The 16,444-nt window shown below is 73.8% G+C and carries 15 protein-coding genes; 7 read left to right on the top strand and 8 right to left on the bottom strand.

Annotation, left to right across the window (positions count from 1 at the left end; genetic code table 11):
* Nucleotides 1-23: 23 nt before the first annotated feature.
* From ACFC1F_RS08685 to ACFC1F_RS08675, 3 genes are read right to left on the bottom strand one after another with little or no spacing between them, the layout of a single operon-like run.
* Complete coding sequence (locus tag ACFC1F_RS08685; RefSeq protein ID WP_376156638.1) at nucleotides 24-569, bottom strand: MaoC family dehydratase; 546 nt, start codon at nucleotides 567-569, stop codon at nucleotides 24-26.
* Nucleotides 570-588: 19 nt separating this feature from the next.
* Nucleotides 589-1,833: an aminotransferase class I/II-fold pyridoxal phosphate-dependent enzyme gene (locus tag ACFC1F_RS08680; protein ID WP_376156637.1), complete on the bottom strand. Its 1,245-nt coding sequence runs from the start codon at nucleotides 1,831-1,833 to the stop codon at nucleotides 589-591.
* Nucleotides 1,830-2,795 (bottom strand): HpcH/HpaI aldolase/citrate lyase family protein, encoded by a 966-nt coding sequence (locus tag ACFC1F_RS08675; protein WP_376156635.1) that lies wholly within the window; start codon nucleotides 2,793-2,795, stop codon nucleotides 1,830-1,832. The genes ACFC1F_RS08680 and ACFC1F_RS08675 overlap by 4 nt, the downstream gene beginning before the upstream one ends.
* A 347-nt stretch (nucleotides 2,796-3,142) precedes the next feature.
* Here ACFC1F_RS08675 and ACFC1F_RS08670 point away from each other — a divergent pair, with 347 nt between their 5' ends.
* The 5 genes from ACFC1F_RS08670 (at nucleotide 3,143) to ACFC1F_RS08650 (ending at nucleotide 9,343) form a co-directional block, all read left to right on the top strand.
* On the top strand, nucleotides 3,143-4,846 hold the full coding sequence (locus ACFC1F_RS08670) for a hypothetical protein (RefSeq protein WP_376156633.1): 1,704 nt from the start codon (nucleotides 3,143-3,145) through the stop codon (nucleotides 4,844-4,846).
* Between the two features lie 493 nt (nucleotides 4,847-5,339).
* A complete protein-coding gene (locus ACFC1F_RS08665) occupies nucleotides 5,340-6,431 on the top strand; it encodes an inosamine-phosphate amidinotransferase 1 (protein WP_376156631.1) in 1,092 nt (363 codons plus the stop codon).
* 195 nt (nucleotides 6,432-6,626) lie between these two features.
* Nucleotides 6,627-7,361 carry a peptidyl-tRNA hydrolase gene (locus ACFC1F_RS08660; RefSeq protein ID WP_376156630.1) on the top strand — a complete coding sequence of 245 codons (735 nt, stop codon included), beginning with the start codon at nucleotides 6,627-6,629 and terminating at the stop codon, nucleotides 7,359-7,361.
* A gap of 564 nt (nucleotides 7,362-7,925) precedes the next feature.
* Nucleotides 7,926-8,447 carry a SigE family RNA polymerase sigma factor gene (locus tag ACFC1F_RS08655; protein WP_376156628.1) on the top strand — a complete coding sequence of 174 codons (522 nt, stop codon included), beginning with the start codon at nucleotides 7,926-7,928 and terminating at the stop codon, nucleotides 8,445-8,447.
* Nucleotides 8,444-9,343, top strand: a complete 900-nt coding sequence (locus tag ACFC1F_RS08650) for a hypothetical protein (RefSeq protein ID WP_376156627.1) — start codon at nucleotides 8,444-8,446, stop codon at nucleotides 9,341-9,343. Before ACFC1F_RS08655 ends, ACFC1F_RS08650 begins: the two co-directional genes overlap by 4 nt.
* Before the next feature lie 204 nt (nucleotides 9,344-9,547).
* On the opposite strand, the gene ACFC1F_RS08645 is transcribed toward ACFC1F_RS08650, so the two are convergent.
* The 3 genes from ACFC1F_RS08645 to ACFC1F_RS08635 form a co-directional block, all read right to left on the bottom strand.
* Nucleotides 9,548-10,288, bottom strand: a complete 741-nt coding sequence (locus ACFC1F_RS08645; protein ID WP_376156625.1) for a hypothetical protein — start codon at nucleotides 10,286-10,288, stop codon at nucleotides 9,548-9,550.
* An 81-nt stretch (nucleotides 10,289-10,369) separates the two neighbouring features.
* Nucleotides 10,370-11,137: a hypothetical protein gene (locus ACFC1F_RS08640; protein ID WP_376156624.1), complete on the bottom strand. Its 768-nt coding sequence runs from the start codon at nucleotides 11,135-11,137 to the stop codon at nucleotides 10,370-10,372.
* On the bottom strand, nucleotides 11,134-12,042 hold the full coding sequence (locus ACFC1F_RS08635; RefSeq protein ID WP_376156623.1) for an ABC transporter ATP-binding protein: 909 nt from the start codon (nucleotides 12,040-12,042) through the stop codon (nucleotides 11,134-11,136). The genes ACFC1F_RS08640 and ACFC1F_RS08635 overlap by 4 nt, the downstream gene beginning before the upstream one ends.
* A gap of 205 nt (nucleotides 12,043-12,247) precedes the next feature.
* Here ACFC1F_RS08635 and ACFC1F_RS08630 point away from each other — a divergent pair, with 205 nt between their 5' ends.
* Entirely contained in the window at nucleotides 12,248-13,498 is a 1,251-nt protein-coding gene (locus tag ACFC1F_RS08630) for a sensor histidine kinase (RefSeq protein WP_376156621.1), read from the top strand.
* Nucleotides 13,498-14,160 (top strand): response regulator transcription factor, encoded by a 663-nt coding sequence (locus ACFC1F_RS08625; protein WP_245204108.1) that lies wholly within the window; start codon nucleotides 13,498-13,500, stop codon nucleotides 14,158-14,160. The genes ACFC1F_RS08630 and ACFC1F_RS08625 overlap by 1 nt, the downstream gene beginning before the upstream one ends.
* A 157-nt stretch (nucleotides 14,161-14,317) precedes the next feature.
* Here the strand turns inward: ACFC1F_RS08625 and ACFC1F_RS08620 are convergent, their stop codons facing one another.
* Both ACFC1F_RS08620 and ACFC1F_RS08615 read right to left on the bottom strand, forming a co-directional pair.
* Complete coding sequence (locus ACFC1F_RS08620; protein WP_376156699.1) at nucleotides 14,318-15,400, bottom strand: ABC transporter ATP-binding protein; 1,083 nt, start codon at nucleotides 15,398-15,400, stop codon at nucleotides 14,318-14,320.
* A gap of 166 nt (nucleotides 15,401-15,566) precedes the next feature.
* On the bottom strand, nucleotides 15,567-16,444 hold an 878-nt coding region (locus ACFC1F_RS08615; RefSeq protein ID WP_376156620.1), incomplete at its 5' end, for an ABC transporter permease.

Genomic DNA, 16,444 nt, shown 5'->3' with positions numbered 1-16,444 from the left:
CGGCGCCGCCCCACGGGCCCCGCTCAGTAGCCCGCGACCTCGTCCAGGCCGTGGCCGCGCAGCGGGACCAGGAAGCTGCGCTCGAAGACCACCACCACCTCGCCGGTGGACTTGACCCCGGTGGTGCGGCAGCTGACGATGCCCTGCCCGGCGCGGCTCTTGGAGAGCCGCTTCGCGAGCGTCTCCGTCTCCGCGTAGAGGGTGTCCCCGGCGAACACCGGGTGGGTCATCCGGATGTTCTCCCAGCCCAGGTTGGCGATGGTCCGCCCGCTGGTGGAGCGGGCGGTCATCCCGCCGATGATGCTGAGCGTCACCAGGCTGGAGACGATCGGCCGCCCCCAGGGCGTGTGTTCGCTGTACGCGGCGTCGATGTGCAGCGGCGCGTCGTTCATGCTGAGCATGCTCATCAGCACGTTGTCCATCTCGGTCACCGTCCGTCCGGGGCGGTGCTCGATCACGTCGCCGACCGTGAACTCCTCGTAGTAGCGGCCGACCACCTCGCGGTAGCGCCGCTCGCCGATCAACCGGTAGCCGGCCGGCTCGGGTTCGTCCGTCTCGGGTTCGTCCATGATGCGCTGCTCCCAGGTGTCAGAGGTCGGAGGTGAGTTCCTTGACGTGGCCGGCGAACTCGGTGATCAGGCGCTCGTCCATGTCGGCGCGCAGCATCAGCCGCAGGCCGGCCTCGCCCTTGGGGACGATCGGGAAGAACACCGCCGAGCTGTAGAAGCCGCGTTCGAAGAGCTGGGCGGAGAGCTTGACCGCGCGGTCGGCGTCACCGACGTCGACCCGGCGGACCGGCAGGCCGTTGCCGGCGAAGGTGGTCGGCAGGAGTTCGTCGAAGAGATCGATGTTGCGGTTCAACCTGCCCTGGAGTTCGCCGAGTTCGGGTGACCGGTGGATGGCGGCGGCGCCCAGCGAGGCGCCCACCAGCGGCAGTGCGACGTTCTGCGACCAGCCGACCGGGCCGGCGTGCCGGTGCAGGAACTCGAACTGTTCGCGGTTGCCGAGCATCGCGATGCCGCCGCCGGTGCCGAAGCCCTTGCCGAGGCTGGCGGCGATGACGGTGAGCGGGTTCATCTCCAGCCTGGAGCGGACGAAGCCCTCGCCGTGCTCGCCCATGATGGAGAGCGAGTGGGAGTCGTCGATGTAGAGGAACAGCCCGTAGCGGTCCTGGAGTTCGAGCAGCCCGTCGAGGGCCGCCGCGCCGCCCATCGAGTACGCGCCGTCGGCCACGTAGGCGACCCGCGGGTACTTGCGGCAGACGTCCTCCAGGTAGTTCAGGTCGTTGTGCGGGCAGTTGAGCACCAGCGTCTCGTCCGCGCAGATCGGCTTCACGTACGCCATGCAGAAGTGGCAGAACCGGTCGAAGACCATGACCCGGGGCCCGCCGCTCCTGCCGTCGCAGGTGCCGTCGAGGTGGCCGGAGGCGATCAGCGGCAGGATGCCCGCGGTCAGCGCCGTGCAGGAGGCGCCCGGCAGGATGTGCGCGCCGAAGAGTTCGCCCAGCTCCTCCTCCAGCCGCACCAGCAGGTTGTGCCGGATCCGGGTGGTGGAGGTGACCAGCCAGGTGCTCCGGGACTCGGTGAGCGCGTCCACGGCGCCGGCGGCGACCTGGGGGTGGTTGTTCAGGCCAAGGTACGCACAGGAGACCATGTTGGCGAACTCGTGGCCGGTCTCGCGGACGATCAGCCGGTTGTTGGACTCCGAGTCCACCTTGATGCCGATCAGGCCGTTGGCACCGGCGGCTTGCCAGACCGGGTCGGCGGTGGCGAGCATCGTCTCGGTGTTGCGGTACCGGCGGGGGCCCTGGATCGATCCGGCGTCTGCGGTCATTGTCGCTTCTCCCTGGTGTTGGTCGGCGTGGCCGGGGCTGGGGATCCGGCCGGGGCGGGCCGGGCCGGCGGCACGGGGGGTGCGGGCGGGGCGGGCGCCAGCGGCGGCGCCGGCGGCGGCTCCGGCGGGGCGAACTGTTCGAGCAGGCGCCGGCAGGCCTCGAAGAACGGCATGCCGACCATCACCCCGTCCACGACGGTGACCGAGCGGCCGTTCTCCCGTCCCGCCTCGACCACCCGCCGGGCCCGTTCCAGCAGCGCCTCGTCAGGGCTGAACGCCTCGTTGATCAGCGGAAGTTGGCGAGGGTGGACGGCGATCTTGCCGCTGAAGCCGAAGTCCCGGGCGAGCGCGGCCTCCCGCCGCAGCCCCGCTACGTCGGCGACCTCGAAGAACGGCGCGTCCATCGCCTCCACCCCGGCGGCGCGGGCGCTGTTGACCACCCGGCCGCGGGCGTGCGCCAGCGCCTCCCAGGAGAGCCCGGCGCCGACCGCGAACGCGTAGTCGGCGGAGCCGAAGACCAGTCCGCGCAGCCGGTGTCCGGCCGCCGCGACGGCGGGTGCGTGCTCGATCCCGAGCGGCGTCTCGACAACGGCGAGGAACTCCGTCTGCGGGCAGTCCGGTCCGAGGGTGCCGGCCGCGATCTCGATGTCGCGGGGGGACTCCGCCATCGGGATCAGCACGATGTCCGGCTTCACCCGGTACCGGGTGATGGCGATCAGATCGCGCAAACCGTCCGGGCCGGAGAGGGAGTTGATGCGGACCGCGCTCCGGGCGAGTTTGCTGGTCGGCAGGGTGAAGAACTCCTCGGCGAGTCGGCGGGCCTCCTCCTTCCGTGCGGGCGGGACCGAGTCCTCCAGGTCGACCATGGCGATATCGGCCCCGGACTGGTGGCTCTTGGCGTACCGCTCCACCGCCATCGCGGGTGTGGACAGCAGGGAACGGCAGTAGCGCGTGAACTTCATGGAAATCTCCGAAGTCAGCGAAGGCTGCGGCTCCCGGTTCTATCCCACCGGCATTGTTCGGCGCCGTGTGGCTGGACATTGAACATCAACTCGGAACAACCGACCCGAAGGCCCGATTGTTTGGCGCCAACTGTCCTGCGCATGATGAATCTTGGGGGATGGACAGGAAGGTCACCACTTCAACGGAGAAGGGGGCTGCTGTGCCGCGTCGGGAGAGTCCACTCGACCAGGGGGACGGGCCGCTGCTGAGGTTCGCAGGCGACCTACGGGCGCTCAGGGAACGGGCCGGTACCCCGCCGTACCGCCAACTGGCCCTCCGGGCACACTGTTCGGCCGCCAGTCTCTCGGTGGCAGCCGGCGGGCGCCGGCTGCCCAGCCTCGCGGTGACCCTCGCCTACGTGCAGGCGTGCGGCGGCGACGTCCGCGAGTGGCAGCACCGCTGGCAGCTGCTGGCCGCCGAGCTGGCCGCCGACACCGCCGCCCGGCGGCGCGCCCAGGACGCCGGCTGTGCCCCCTATCCGGGTGCGGCGGCGTACGAGGCGGCGGACGCGGAGCGGTTCTACGGGCGCGAGGCGGTGCTGGACCGGCTGGTCGGGCTGCTGGGCGAGCGAAGCCTGGTGATGGTCACCGGGCCGTCCGGGGTCGGCAAGTCCTCGCTGGTCAGGGCGGGTCTGCTGGCCCGCATGGGTGGCCTGGGCGGGAGCGGTGCCTCCGGCGGCGGCGCGGGCCTGAACGCCGGTGCGGGCCCCGGCTCCGCTGCCGGAGCCCGCACCGGAGCCGGCCCTCGCGGTGCGAGGGATCCGCGCAGGGGGGCGGGCGCGGCGCGGCCGGGCGCCCGTGCGGTGCCGGTGGCGCTGCTCACCCCGGGTGAACGGCCGATGGAGGCGTACGCGCTGGCGCTCGCCCGGCTCGGGCAGCGGGCCGGGGAGACGCGGGGCGTGCGCGCAGGACTGCAGGCTGCCGGGTACGAGCGGGCGCGGGCCGCGGATCCGGTGCTGGTGGTGGACCAGGGCGAGGAGCTGCGGACGCGGTGCCGGGACGCCCGGGAACGGGCCCGGTTCCTGGACGCGCTGGTCGCGGCCGCGGAGGGGACGGGCCGGAAGGCGGGCGGGACCGGTGGTGCGGACGGCCTCCGGTGCCGGGTGGTCCTGGTGGTGCGGTCCGACCAGGGCGACGCGCTGCGGGCCGAGCACCCCGCCCTGGCCGAGGCCTGCCGGGGCGCCGTGCTGACCGTCGGCGCACCCGCACCGGACGAGCTGCGCCGGGCCATCACCGAGCCGGCGCTGCGGGCCGGCTGCACCGTCGAGGGCGCGCTGCTCGCGGTCCTGATCTCCGCGGTGGCCCAGCAGCCCGGCGCGCTGCCGCTGTTGTCGGCGGCACTGCTGGAGACGTGGCGGCGGCGCAGCGGCAACGCCCTCACCCTGGCCGGATTCCAGGCCACCGGCGGGTTCGAAGGGGCGCTCGCGCGGACGGCCGAGGCGCTGTTCGACGGTCTGGGCGCGGCCGACCGGGAACGGGCCCGGGCGGTGTTCGTACGGCTCGGCGGTGAACCGGCCCCGGGCGCCGGCGGCGACAGCGCGCGAAAGCCGGTCGGGCGCGGGGAGTTCGACGATCCCGGGGTGCCGGCCCTGCTCGAACGGCTGGTCCGCGCCAGGCTGGTGGTGCTGGACCGGGACACCGTGGAACTGTCCCACCACGCCCTGCCGCAGGCCTGGCCCCGGCTGCGGGACTGGCTGGCCGAGGGCCGGGAGGCGCTCGGCGAGCAGCGGCGGCTCACCGCGGCCGCGCGCAGCTGGGCGGCGGCCGACAAGGATCCCGAACTGCTCTACCGGGGAGCCCGGTTGGACCATGTCCGGCGGCGGGTGGCGGCGGGTGAACTGGCGTCGGGCGGGGTCGAGCGGGCGTTCCTGTCGGCGGCGGTCCGCGCGGCCGCCGACGACCGTCGGCGGGTCCGGCGGCAGAGTCTGGCGCTGGCCGGGCTGGCGGCGGCCGGCGGGGCGTTGCTCACCCTGGCGGGCGGCCACCGGATCCGGCGCGGCTGGAGGGATTGATCGGCCTCGGAACAGGGGGAGTTGAACAACGGCCCGGTTGTCCGGTGGGCCGGCCGGGCGGCCTCGGGAATGTCGATCACCTGCTTGCGCGGCCGTCGGGCGGCCGGGTAGCTTGGCGATCGATCCCGGCTCCGGCAACCTTCCGAATTCGCCTGGCCGGCCGTGGATTCAGCTCCCGTCACGGTCGGCCGGTGCCGGCCCGGCGGTTTCTCCGACATCCTGGCCAATTTCCCTCACCGGAGCTGCGTTTCCGGAATTCGCTTCCTGCGGGCTTTCGCGCTGCTTCCGGCTGTTTCGCCGAGTCCTCCGCCGTGGCTGTTTCTGCTGTTTCTTCCGTTACGGCTGGTGCGACTGCTACTGATGTTTTCGATGCGTCGGCAGTTCCCGTTGTCCCCGTTTGTTCCGTTGCTCCGCTGCTCCGTTGTTCCGTTGCTCTTGCTGTTCCCGTTGCTCGTGCGGCCCGCCATTCCCGAATCCGTGTCAAGGGGGAGTCATGTCCGAAACGGCCAGCCCGGCCCCGCCGGCCCGTCCGGTGCACAGCTGGGACGAGTTCAGCACGCTCCGCGAGGTGGTGGTCGGCACCGCGGTGGGGGCACGGCTGCCCGAGCAGTCCGACCCCTCGTCCTGGCTCTCCTGCTTCCCGAAGACCAGCGCGGCCGAGCTGGCCACGATCCCGGTCGGCGCGTACTCGCAGCAGGTGGTGGAGGAGACCGAGGAGGACCTGGACGCGCTGGTCGCGACCCTGCGCGGACTCGGCGTCACCGTGCGCCAGCCCGAAGTCATCGACCACGCCGCAGAGTTCGCCGCACCGAACTGGCGGGCCGACGGCGGCTTCCACTCCTACTGCCCGCGCGACCTCACGCTGGTCGTCGGCGAGACGGTGATCGAGGTGGCGAGCCCGATGCGCCACCGCTACTTCGAGGTGTTCGGTCTGCGCGACCTCTTCCAGGAGTACCTGCGGGGCGGGGCGCGGTGGTTGGCGGCCCCCCGCCCCCGGCTGGACGACGGGCTCTTCGAGTTCGACGCCGACGGGCTGCCCCTGCTGGGTGAGGCCGAACCGGTCTTCGACGCCGCCAACGTGCTGCGGCTCGGCCGTGACGTCTTCTACCAGGTGTCGCGCAGCGGCAACGAACTCGGGCTGACGTGGCTGGAGTCCACCCTCGGACTGCTCGGTGACCTGCGGCTGCACCCGCTGCGCGGCATCTACGGGTACACCCACATCGACAGCACCATCGCCCTGCTCCGGCCCGGCCTGGTGCTGCTCAACCCGGAGCGGATCAGCCCCGAGACGGTGCCCGAGGCGCTGCGCGGCTGGGACATCCTCTGGTGCCCGCCCGCGGAGCCGGCCGTGGCCTCGCCCGAGCACGCGCTCAGCGAGAGCTGGATCAGCATGAACCTGTTGATGGTCAGCCCCGACACGGCCATCGTGGAGTCCGGCCAGCAGAGCCTGATCAAGCAGCTGGAACACGCGGGCATCACCGTCCTGCCGCACCGGCTGCGCCACTCGCGGGTCCTCGGCGGGGGCTTCCACTGCGTGACCCTGGACATCCGGCGCGACGGCGGGCTGGAGGACTACCTGTCCTGACCCGCGCCCGCCCGGGGGCACCCACCTCCACCGGTCGGCCCGGTCCCGCGGTGCGGTCCTTCCGGGTCCCGCGGTGCGGTCCGCCCGTTCTCCCGGTCGGCCCGTTCTCCCGGTCGGCCCGTTCTCCCGGTCCGCCCGGGGCTCCCACCTTCACCTGGCGTGATCGCGGAGGACGGGGGCTGGCATGCTTGACGGGTGACTTCTCCGTTCGACGCCCCCGTCCCTGACCCTGCCCCCGAGGACCGCGACGCCCGGCCGCAGTACGTGCTGCCGCTCGTCGTCCGGCTGGAGCGGGACACCCCGCCCGGGCGGACCGACGCGCTGGAGACCTCGGCCCGGGCCGTGCTCACCCTGCTGGCCGACCCGCGGGTCACCGGGCCGGACGGCGAGTGGGCGGAGCGGGTGGCGGCCTGGGAGGACGCCCGGATCCGCAAGGTGGTCCGGCGGGCCCGGGGTGGCGAGTGGCGCCGGGCCTGCGAGCTGCCGGGGATCACGGTGAGCGGCCGGGAGGCGGAGGTGCGGGTGTTCCCGCCGATCCCGCTGGACGGCTGGCCCAAGGAGCTCGCCAAGCTGCAGGTCTCCGGCACCGATCTGGAGGAGACCGGCCCGGTGGACGCCGCCGAAACCGGTGTGCCGGTGCTCTGGCTCAACCCCGAGCTGGAGATGAGCGCGGGGAAGACCATGGCCCAGACCGGCCACGCGGCCCAGCTCGCCTGGTGGCGGCTGGACGACGCGCAGCGCAAGGAGTGGGCCGAGTCCGGCTTCGCGCTGGCGGTCCGCACGGCGACGCCGGACGCCTGGGCCGAGCTGGTCGCGAGCGGTCTGCCGGTGGTCCAGGACGCGGGCTTCACGGAGATCGCCCCCGGGCCAACTGTTGCACTCGAAGGCGGCGAGCGTTATTGCCCCACCCCGCGCCTACGGCGCCCGTGAACGCATCACTCTGACCCCCAACACGGCAGCGTAGCGGGCGAGGGGCGCGTTCCCGTCAGTCGCGCGCCTGCGGCGGGTACTTTCTCGGAGGCGTAGGAGGAGGGCGACGCTCCCTCTGCCGGGTGGGACGGGTAGATGTCCCCGGGGGCGCAGGCACGGCGGCCAACGACGTTCCGGCGCCGGTCGTCCTCATGGCCTCCACCCAGGCGCGGACCGCGTCACCAACCTCGGTACCCGCCTGTGCGCCTCCCGGTGACCACCCGCCCCGGGCCGTCGCCGGCCGTCCTGTCGGCCGGCTGCTGCGTCCGCCTGCCCGCTGTCCCGTGCTGTCGACTACGAGGTCATCCAACGGTCGCCGGCCGACGTGACAACGCCCCAGGCTGTTGTAGGAGGAGGCGGCGCCGAAATCGATCACGGTCCGGCGAACGAGTGGTAACGCTTGGGTCACGGACTCCCCTCGCGTGCAGCAGCGCCGGAGCACCCCGCGTCAGGTCGACGGAAGGAGCCAGAGCGGCTCCAGAAGGGGGGCAGTCATGCCGATGAACCACGTGCCGAGGGTCGCCGATGCGCGGCAGTGACGTCGAGGACTACACGTCGTTCGTCCGAGCGCGGTCGGCGGCGCTGTTCAGAACCGCGCTGCTCCTCACCGGGGAGCCCCATACGGCCGACGATCTCGTGCAGTCCACGCTGGAGCGGGTCTACCGGCATTGGCGACGGGTTCGTTCCGCGGAGGTGCCCGAGGCGTACGCGCGCAGGATCCTGGTGAATCTCGCCAACGACCGCTGGCGCAGGCAGCGCAGCCACCCGGAGGCACCGCTCCACGACGACACCGGTGGTGAACGGGTCGATCCGTACAAGGGCGTCGACATGCGGGACGAGCTGATGCGCACGCTCCAGACCCTGCCGGCCAACATGCGGACCGTGCTGGTGCTGCGGTACTTCGAGGAGCTCAGCGACACGGAGATCGCCGGTCTGATGAACACTTCGGCCAGTACGGTGCGATCCCAGGCGAGCCGTGGACTGGCGAAACTCCGGTCGACCGTCGGCCGGAACACCCATCACACACCTTCGGGAGGGGCCATATGAAGGACTTCGACCTGGAGGGCGAACTGAGCGCGGCCATGCTCGACCGCGTGGAGCAGTTCCCTCCCCGTACGTACGAGGTGGACGGGCTCGTCGCAGCGGTGAGGCGTCGCCGTCGCCGCCTCGCGGCCGGCGCGGCGGCGGCTCTGGCCGTGGTGGCGCTGAGCGCCGGGTTCGCAACTCAGCTGAGGCACGAGAGCGGATCGTCCGGGGTACAGGGGCCCGCCGCCGTGCCGTCCCCCCAGGCTTCTTCCCCGTCGGATACACCCGCGCCCAAGCCCCCTGCCAAGTCGGTTCCGCCTGCCGATCCCTCGGAGACGACGCGTGCGCTCTACTTCGCCGCCCTGCGCTATCAGAATCCGGCGACCCGTGCCGACGTGAACCTCGACACGGTGGCGGCCCTGTTCACCGACGGCGACACGTATCGGCGGATCTGGGGCACCGACTCGCGCGGGGTGACCTGTGGAGCCGCAGTCGACGGCGTGCTGGCGGCCGGCGAAATCCGGCTGTACAAGGGGGACCAGCCGTTCGGCAAGGTCGCCTCACTCGAATTCGACGGTTCGGGCACGGTGCGCTCGCTGACCTGCAAGGCCGACACCACGTCGGGCCGGGGTGACGACCCGAGCGTCAACGGCTTCTACGGCGGCCTCGTGGCAGCCGTCCGGTCCGGTGACTCCTCGCTGCGCCCGCACCTCGCCGAGCAGTTCCTGAGCTCGGCGTTGCGATCACGAGGGGGCGCTACCGCCGGAACCTGCTTCACCCACACCCCCGTGTTCTGGTTCGCGGACGATCCCACCTCGGGGACCCTCCGCCACGGGTGGAGCATGACGCTCAGTGACGGCCGCCGATTCCCGATCGATCTCGACGAGAACGGAAAGATCGACACCGCGTGCGAGTGAGAACCACGGGTCACGTCCTTGGCCCCGACCGGTGCGGTTCGGGTGCAGGACCCAGGCGTGGGGAGATCGCCCCGGGGAGCAGCACCGTGGTGGCGGACCACCCGGCCCTGCGCGGCTGAGCGGGAGGCGCGCCCACGCCCCGTCGGCCGTCGGCCGTCGGCTGACGGTCGGCGGGCGGGGGCGGCCGGCGGGGGCGGTCCGAGCTCAGGCCTCGTAGCGGCGGATCGAGCGCAGACCGCCGTACGCCGCCGCCGCGGCCCAGAGGGCCATGATCAGCAGCCCGGTCCAGTGGCCGTAGTGGACGGCCGGGTCCGGCTGGGTGAGCATCGCGTACAGGCCGGCCCGGTCGGGCAGGAACTGGCCCGCCTCGCGCACCCCGGGTATCGCCGCCAGCAGGGTGGTGCCGAGGAAGACCATCGGCGTGAGCAGGCCGAGGGCGGCGGTGAAGTTGCGCATCATGGCCGTCAGGCCGAGGCAGAACACCACGAGCAGCGGGTGGTAGAGCACGCCGGCCAGGAAGCTCCGCCCCATGCCCGGGACGGAGAGGTCCAGGCCGACGGTGCCGGCGACCGCGAGGAACGAGCCCGCCGTGGAGACCAGGCCCAGCAGCAGCCCGATCCCGGCGCCGAGGACGAGCTTGGCGCCGTACAGCCGCCCGCGCCGCGGCACGGCGGTGAGCGAGGTGCCGATCATGCGGGTGTTGAACTCCTGCCCGATCAGCAGGATCCCGAGGCAGGCCACGGCGACGTGACCGAACAGCAGGCCGTAGTAGATCCCGCCCGCCGGGTCTTCGCCCGGGGTGTGGTCCACATCCCCGTACGCGGCGTTGACGGCGAGGGTGATGCCGACCGTGAGCGCGACGGCCACGATCGGGGCGATCCACTGGGAGCGGAGCGTGGTGAACTTGATCCGCTCGGACCGGAGCACGGCGGTGGTGGTGGTCATCGGAAGCTCTCCTTTCCCCGGCGCCGCAGGGCGCGGGAGGTCGTCGTCGGTGAGGGGGTGGTCGGCGGCGGGTGCGCCTGTTCAGGCCTGGTAGCGGCGGATCGAGCGCAGGCCGCCGTACGCCGCCGCCGCGGCCCAGAGGGCCATGATCAGCAGGCCGGTCCAGTGCCCGTACACGACCTGGGGGTCGTCGGCGTAGCGCAGGGCGTACTGGCCCGCGCGGTCCGGGAGGAACTGGACCACGTGGCGGACGCCCGGCAGGCCGCCGAGGAGCGGGGAGAGCAGGAAGACGGTCGGCACCAGCACGCCCATCGCCGCGCTGAGGTTGCGCATCATGGCGGTCAGGCCGAGGCAGAGCACCACCAGCAGCGCCGGGTAGACCACGGCGGTGGTGGCACTGCGCACGAACGCGGGCCCGTCCCACTCGCCGGGGGTGAAGGCGGCGTACCCGGCGAAGGAGCCGGCCGCCCCGGCCAGGCCGACGCCGAGGGCGACCAGCGCTCCGAGGAGGAGCTTGGCGCCGTAGAGCCGCCCGCGCCGCGGTACCGCCGTGAGCGAGGTGCCGATCATGCGGGTGTTGAACTCCTGCCCGATCAGCAGGATCCCGAAGCAGGCCAGTGCCGCCTGGCCGAAGTTGAGGCCGTAGTGGATGCCGACGCCCGGGTCGTCGGTGAGGTTGTGGTCCTTGCCGCCGAGCGCGGCGGAGACGGCGACGGTGAGGCCGCCGGTGAGCAGGACGGACAGCAGCGGGGTGATCCAGAGCGAGCGGAGGGTGGTGAGCTTGATCCGCTCGGACCGGAGGACGTTCGCGACGGTGGTGGCCGGGGCGGCCACGGCCGGGGTGCTCATGCCGCCACCGCCCGGAACTCGACGCTGTCCGCGGTCATCCGCATGAACGCCTCCTCCAGGGAGTCCTGCTGGACGGCGATCTCGTACAGCACCACGCCGTTGGCGGCCGCGAGTGCGGCGAGCTGCTCGGGCTCGGCGCCGGTGACCTCCCAGGCGCCGCCGTCCACCGGTTCGGCGGCCAGAGCGGAGCCGCGGAGCAGGGCGTCCAGCTTGGCAGGGTCCACGGCGCGGACCCTGATCCGCGTGCGGCCGTGCCGGTCGATGAACTCCGACGTGGCGGCGTCCGCCAGCAGTCGGCCGCGGCCGATCACCACCAGGTGGTCGGCGGTGAGCGCCATCTCCGTCATCAGGTGCGAGGAGACCAGGACCGCGCGGCCCTCGGCGGCCAGGTCGCGCAGCAGCGTACGGATCCAGCGGATCCCCTCCGGGTCGAGGCCGTTGACCGGCTCGTCCAGCATGAGGACCGGCGGGTCGCCCAGCAGTGCGGCGGCCACCCCGAGGCGCTGGCGCATGCCGAGCGAGAAGCCGCGGATCCGGCGGCCGGCCGCGTCGGCCAGGCCGACCTGCGCGAGCACCTCGTCGACCCGGCGCTCGGACAGGCCGTTGCTGGCGGCGAGCCAGCGCAGCTGGCCGCGGGCGGTGCGGCCGCCGTGCATCGCGTGGGCGTCGAGCAGGGCGCCGACCTGCCGCAGCGGGTCGGACAGCTCGGCGTACGGGCGGCCGTCCACCAGGGCGCTCCCGGCGGTGGGCCGGTCCAGGCCGAGAATCAGCCGCATTGTGGTGCTCTTGCCCGCGCCGTTCGGCCCGAGGAAGCCCGTGACCACTCCGGGCCGGACCTCGAAGCAGAGGTCGTCGACCACGCGCGTCCCGTCGTACTCCTTGGTGAGGCCCTGAACCTGGATCACGGCTGCCCTCCCTGTCCCTGTCGCTCTCGGGGCCCGGTCGCTGCCGGGCCGCTCTCCCTGCCGGGCCCGCCCGTTCGGCCGGTCCCGCTGTCGATGGCCCCATTCGACCGGAACGGACCACCCCGGCGGATCCCGCCGGGGAGGGGAGTTGACTCCCTCTCGGGAGGGAGGGCCTCGTACTGCGCTGACCTGGCAGGATGGCGGGATGCCCCGAATATTCGCGCCCCTGCTGAGCGGCGCCACCTACGCGCGGTGGCTGCACCTGGCCATCGGCTGGATCTTCGCCGCCGTCGTGCTGATGGTCTATCCGGGGACGTACGGCTTCAGCCTCGGCGGAGTCGTGCTGCGCGCGGTGCCGGCGGACGCGGCGCTGCTGGTGCTGGTGGCGATGCTCCCGGCGATGCGTCGGGCGGAGGGCGTGCAGGCGCGGCTGCTGCTGATGCCGGAGCGTGAGGAGGACATCGCCACCGAACCCGCCCGGACGTGGGCCGACCGGCGCCGGACGGCGGTCTGGCTGGTCGGACGGACCGCCCTCGGAACGGCCGTCGGGATCCTCTCCGTCCTGGTGCCGGCGGCCGCCTTCGACCTGTTGTTCCGCCCCGAACCGCGGCTGCCGGGCGGCCTCGAACTCCCCGCCGGGGAGGGGACGTCGTGGTACCCGCTGGCGGCGCCGGTGCTGTTGTTCGCGCTCGGCTGGCTGGTCGTCTGGGCCGGCCGCCTCCAACTCGCCATGGCGGTGAGGCTGCTGGGGCCGTCCCCGGCCGAACGGCTGGCCGCCGCCGAGCTGCGGGCCGAACGCCTCCTCGAACGCAACCTGTTGGCCCGCGAGTTGCACGACTCCATCGGCCACGCCCTGACGGTGACGGTCATCCAGGCCGGTGCGGCGCGCGAGGTGGGGGACGCGGCGTTCGTCGCCAAGGCGCTCGAAGTCATCGAGGAGACCGGGCGGAAGGCGATGGAGGACCTGGAACGCACCCTCGTCCTGCTCCGGGACACCGGCGAACCGGGTGCCGCCCGCGCCCCCGGCACCACCCCCGGCGCGGGCGACGCCCGGGAACGCCCCGGCATCGAGCAGCTGCCCGGGCTGTTCGACACCGCGCGCTCGGCCGGCAGCCCGGTCGAGGCGTGGATCGACGTGCCGTCCGGACGACTGCCCGGCGTGCTCTCCCGCGAGGGCTACCGCATCGTCCAGGAGGGCGTCACCAACGCCCTCAAGTACGCGCCGGGTGAACCGATCAGCGTCCGGGTCACCCTGCGGGACGACCGGTTGGAGCTGCGCTGCGCCAATGCGCTGGGCAGCTCCGCCGCGTCCGTCCGCGTCACACCGCGCCGGGGCGGCAAGGGACTTCGCGGCATCCGGGAGCGCGCCGTGCTGCTCGGCGGCGAGGCCTCCGCCGGGGCGGAGTCCGGCGAGTGGGTGCTGGCGGTGCGGGTGCCCCTACGCTTGGGCGCGTGATGATCGACATTCTGCTGGCCGACGACGAGGAGCTGGTCCGGGCCGGACTGCGGGCCGTACTGGAGGCGCAGGGCGACCTGCGGGTGGTCGGTGAGGCCCGCGACGGTGCCGAGGCGGTCGCCCTGGCCCGCGAACTGCGGCCGCACGTGGTGCTGATGGACGTCCGGATGCCCGGGACGGACGGCCTGGCCGCCACCCGCGAACTGGTCCGGGGCGCGGCCGCCCCGGGCGGGTGGGCGCCGAAGATCCTGGTCGTGACCACCTTCGAGATCGACGACTACGTCTACCAGGCGCTGCGCGCGGGCGCCGACGGCTTCCTGCTGAAGCGCTCCCGGCCGGCCGAGATCGCCCATGCCGTCCGGCTGGTCGCGGCGGGCGAGTCGCTGCTCTTCCCCACCGCGATCCGCCGCCTCGCCGCCGGCCAGGGCAACCGGGAGGCGCGTGACACGATGGCGCGCGCCGCCCTGACCGACCGTGAGGCCGAGGTGCTGCGCCTGGTGGCGCGCGGGCTCACCAACGGCGAGATCGCCGATCAACTGTTCCTCGGCGTGCAGACGGTGAAGACGCACGTCAGCAGCGTGCTGGGGAAGCTCGGCGCCCGGGACCGGACCCAGGCGGTGATCGCCGCGTACGAGTCCGGCTTCGTGGAGCCGGCGGAGTAGCCCGGCGCCGGACCACACCCGGCCTCCGCGTCGACCCCGCTCGGGCCCGCCCCCCGCCGGGCCCGGTCCCGCCCCGGCCCGGCCCAGGCGCCGGCCCCGCTCGGGCCCGCCCCCTGGCACGCGCCGGCGGCCACGCCCCCGCCCGCCGCCTCCCGGCTCAGGCCGGGTAAGCGTGCGTCTGGGCCGCCTTGACCGACGCCCAGACGGTGGCGCCGGGGGCGAGGTCGAGTTCGGCCGCTGCGGCGGGCGTCAGGTCGGCGGCCATCGGGAGGGTACCGGCCAGGTCGGCGCGGACCTGGTCGCCGTGCAGGTCCAGGCCCGCGACCTTCAGCTCCCACACGTTGCGCGCGCTGGACTGCGGCTCCTCCCGGTGCAGCGTCACGGCGGACGGCGGGAACGCCACGAAGGCGGGGCCGGTCAGCTCCTCGGTGGTGGCCAGCACCGTGCCGTCCGCCAGCGTGACCAGGTGGCCCTCCGCGTTGCCCTGGTAGAGGTTGAGGCCGACCAGCCGGGCGATGTAGTCGGTGCGCGGCCGGCGGGCGATCTCGGCCGGGCTGCCGGACTGCACCTCGCGCCCGCCCTCGATCACCACCAGCCGGTCGGCCAGCACCATCGCGTCCAGCGGGTCGTGCGTCACCAGGACCGCCATCGCCTCGAACTCGGCGAGGTGGCGGCGCAGTTGGGAGCGGACGTCGAGCCGGGTGCGGGCGTCCAGGGCGGCCAGGGGCTCGTCGAGCAGCAGCAGCCGGGGCCGGACGGCCAGCGCCCGGGCGAGCGCCACCCGCTGCGCCTGTCCGCCGGAGAGACGGCCGGGGCGGGCGGCGGCGTGCTCGGCCAGGCCCATCCGTTCCAGCCAGCCGGCCGCCTCGGCGCGGGCCTCGCGCTTGGGGCGGCCCTGGCAGCGCGGGCCGAAGGCGACGTTGTCGAGCGCGCTGAGGTGCGGGAAGAGCAGGTAGTCCTGGAACACCACGCCGACCGGGCGTTCCTCGGCGGGCGTGTGCAGGCGTTCGGCCGGGTCCTCCAGGACGCGGCCGTCCAGCCGCAGGTGGCCGCCGGTGAGCGGGAGCAGGCCGGCGAGGGCGCGCAGGGCGGTGGACTTGCCGGCGCCGTTCGGCCCGAGCAGGGCGACCACCTCGCCGGGGGCGGCGGTGAGCGCGAGGTCGAGGCTGAAGGCGGCACGGTCCACCCGGAGCCGGGCGTCGAGGGCGGGGGCGTCGGCAGTCACGGTGTGGGCGTCCAGTGGGGGGCGTGGTCGAGTGGGGCACGGTGCGCGGGCCGGAGCGGGAGGCCGGCCGGTGCCGCCCCGTCCGCCGCCGCCACCATCACCGCTGCCACCGAAGGCGACAGCGGTGATGGTGGCGGCAGGGCGCACACGAGGCCGCTCGCGCAGGTGTACGCGGAGGCGTTCACGGCGTGGGCATCCAGCGCTCGCGCAGCCCGACCAGAACGGCGACCGAGACCACCAGCAGCACGAGCGAGAGCGCGATCGCCGCCTCCGGGTCGGACTCCATGGCCAGGTAGACCGCGAGCGGCATGGTCTGCGTCCGGCCGGGGAAGTTGCCCGCGAAGGTGATCGTGGCGCCGAACTCGCCGAGCGCGCGGGCCCAGGCCAGGACGGCCCCGGCGGCGATGCCGGGTGCGATCAGCGGCAGCGTCACCCGCCGGAAGGCGGTCAGCCGGGAGGCGCCCAGGGTGGCGGCCGCCTCCTCGTAGCGCGGGTCGGCGGCCCGCAGCGCGCCCTCCACGCTGATCACCAGGAACGGCATCGCCACGAACGTCTCGGCGAGGATCACACCGGTGGTGGTGAACGGCAGGGTGATGCCGAAGGCGGAGTCCAGCCAGGAGCCGACGATGCCCCGCCGGCCGAGCACCAGCAGCAGCGCCACGCCGCCGACCACCGGCGGCAGCACCAGCGGCAGCGTGACCAGCGCCCGGACGACCCGCCGGCCGGGCAGTTCGGTGCGCGCCAGCAGCCAGGCCAGCGGCACCCCGAGCACCAGCGACACCCCCGTGGCCGCTGTGGCGCAGACCAGCGAGAGGCGCAGCGCGTCCCACACCTCGGTGCTGGTGAGCTGGTCGGAGAGGTCGCTCCAGGGCGCCCGGACCAGCAGCCCGACCAGCGGCAGGATCAGGAACGCCAGCCCGAGCAGCGCCGGGAGCAGCAGCGTGACCGGGACGCGGTTCGCGCGCCGCCGACGGAGCGGCGGGGGGGGGGCCCCGGGGGGGCCCCCCCGGCCCCCGCCCGGGGGGGGGCGGCGGGCCGGGGGGGGGGGCCCCCCCCGGG

Source organism: Kitasatospora sp. NPDC056181 (assembly GCF_042266225.1).
Classification (GTDB): domain Bacteria; phylum Actinomycetota; class Actinomycetes; order Streptomycetales; family Streptomycetaceae; genus Kitasatospora.
Note: the sequence above shows the minus strand (reverse complement) of the source record. Positions and strands in the feature narration are given on the sequence as shown.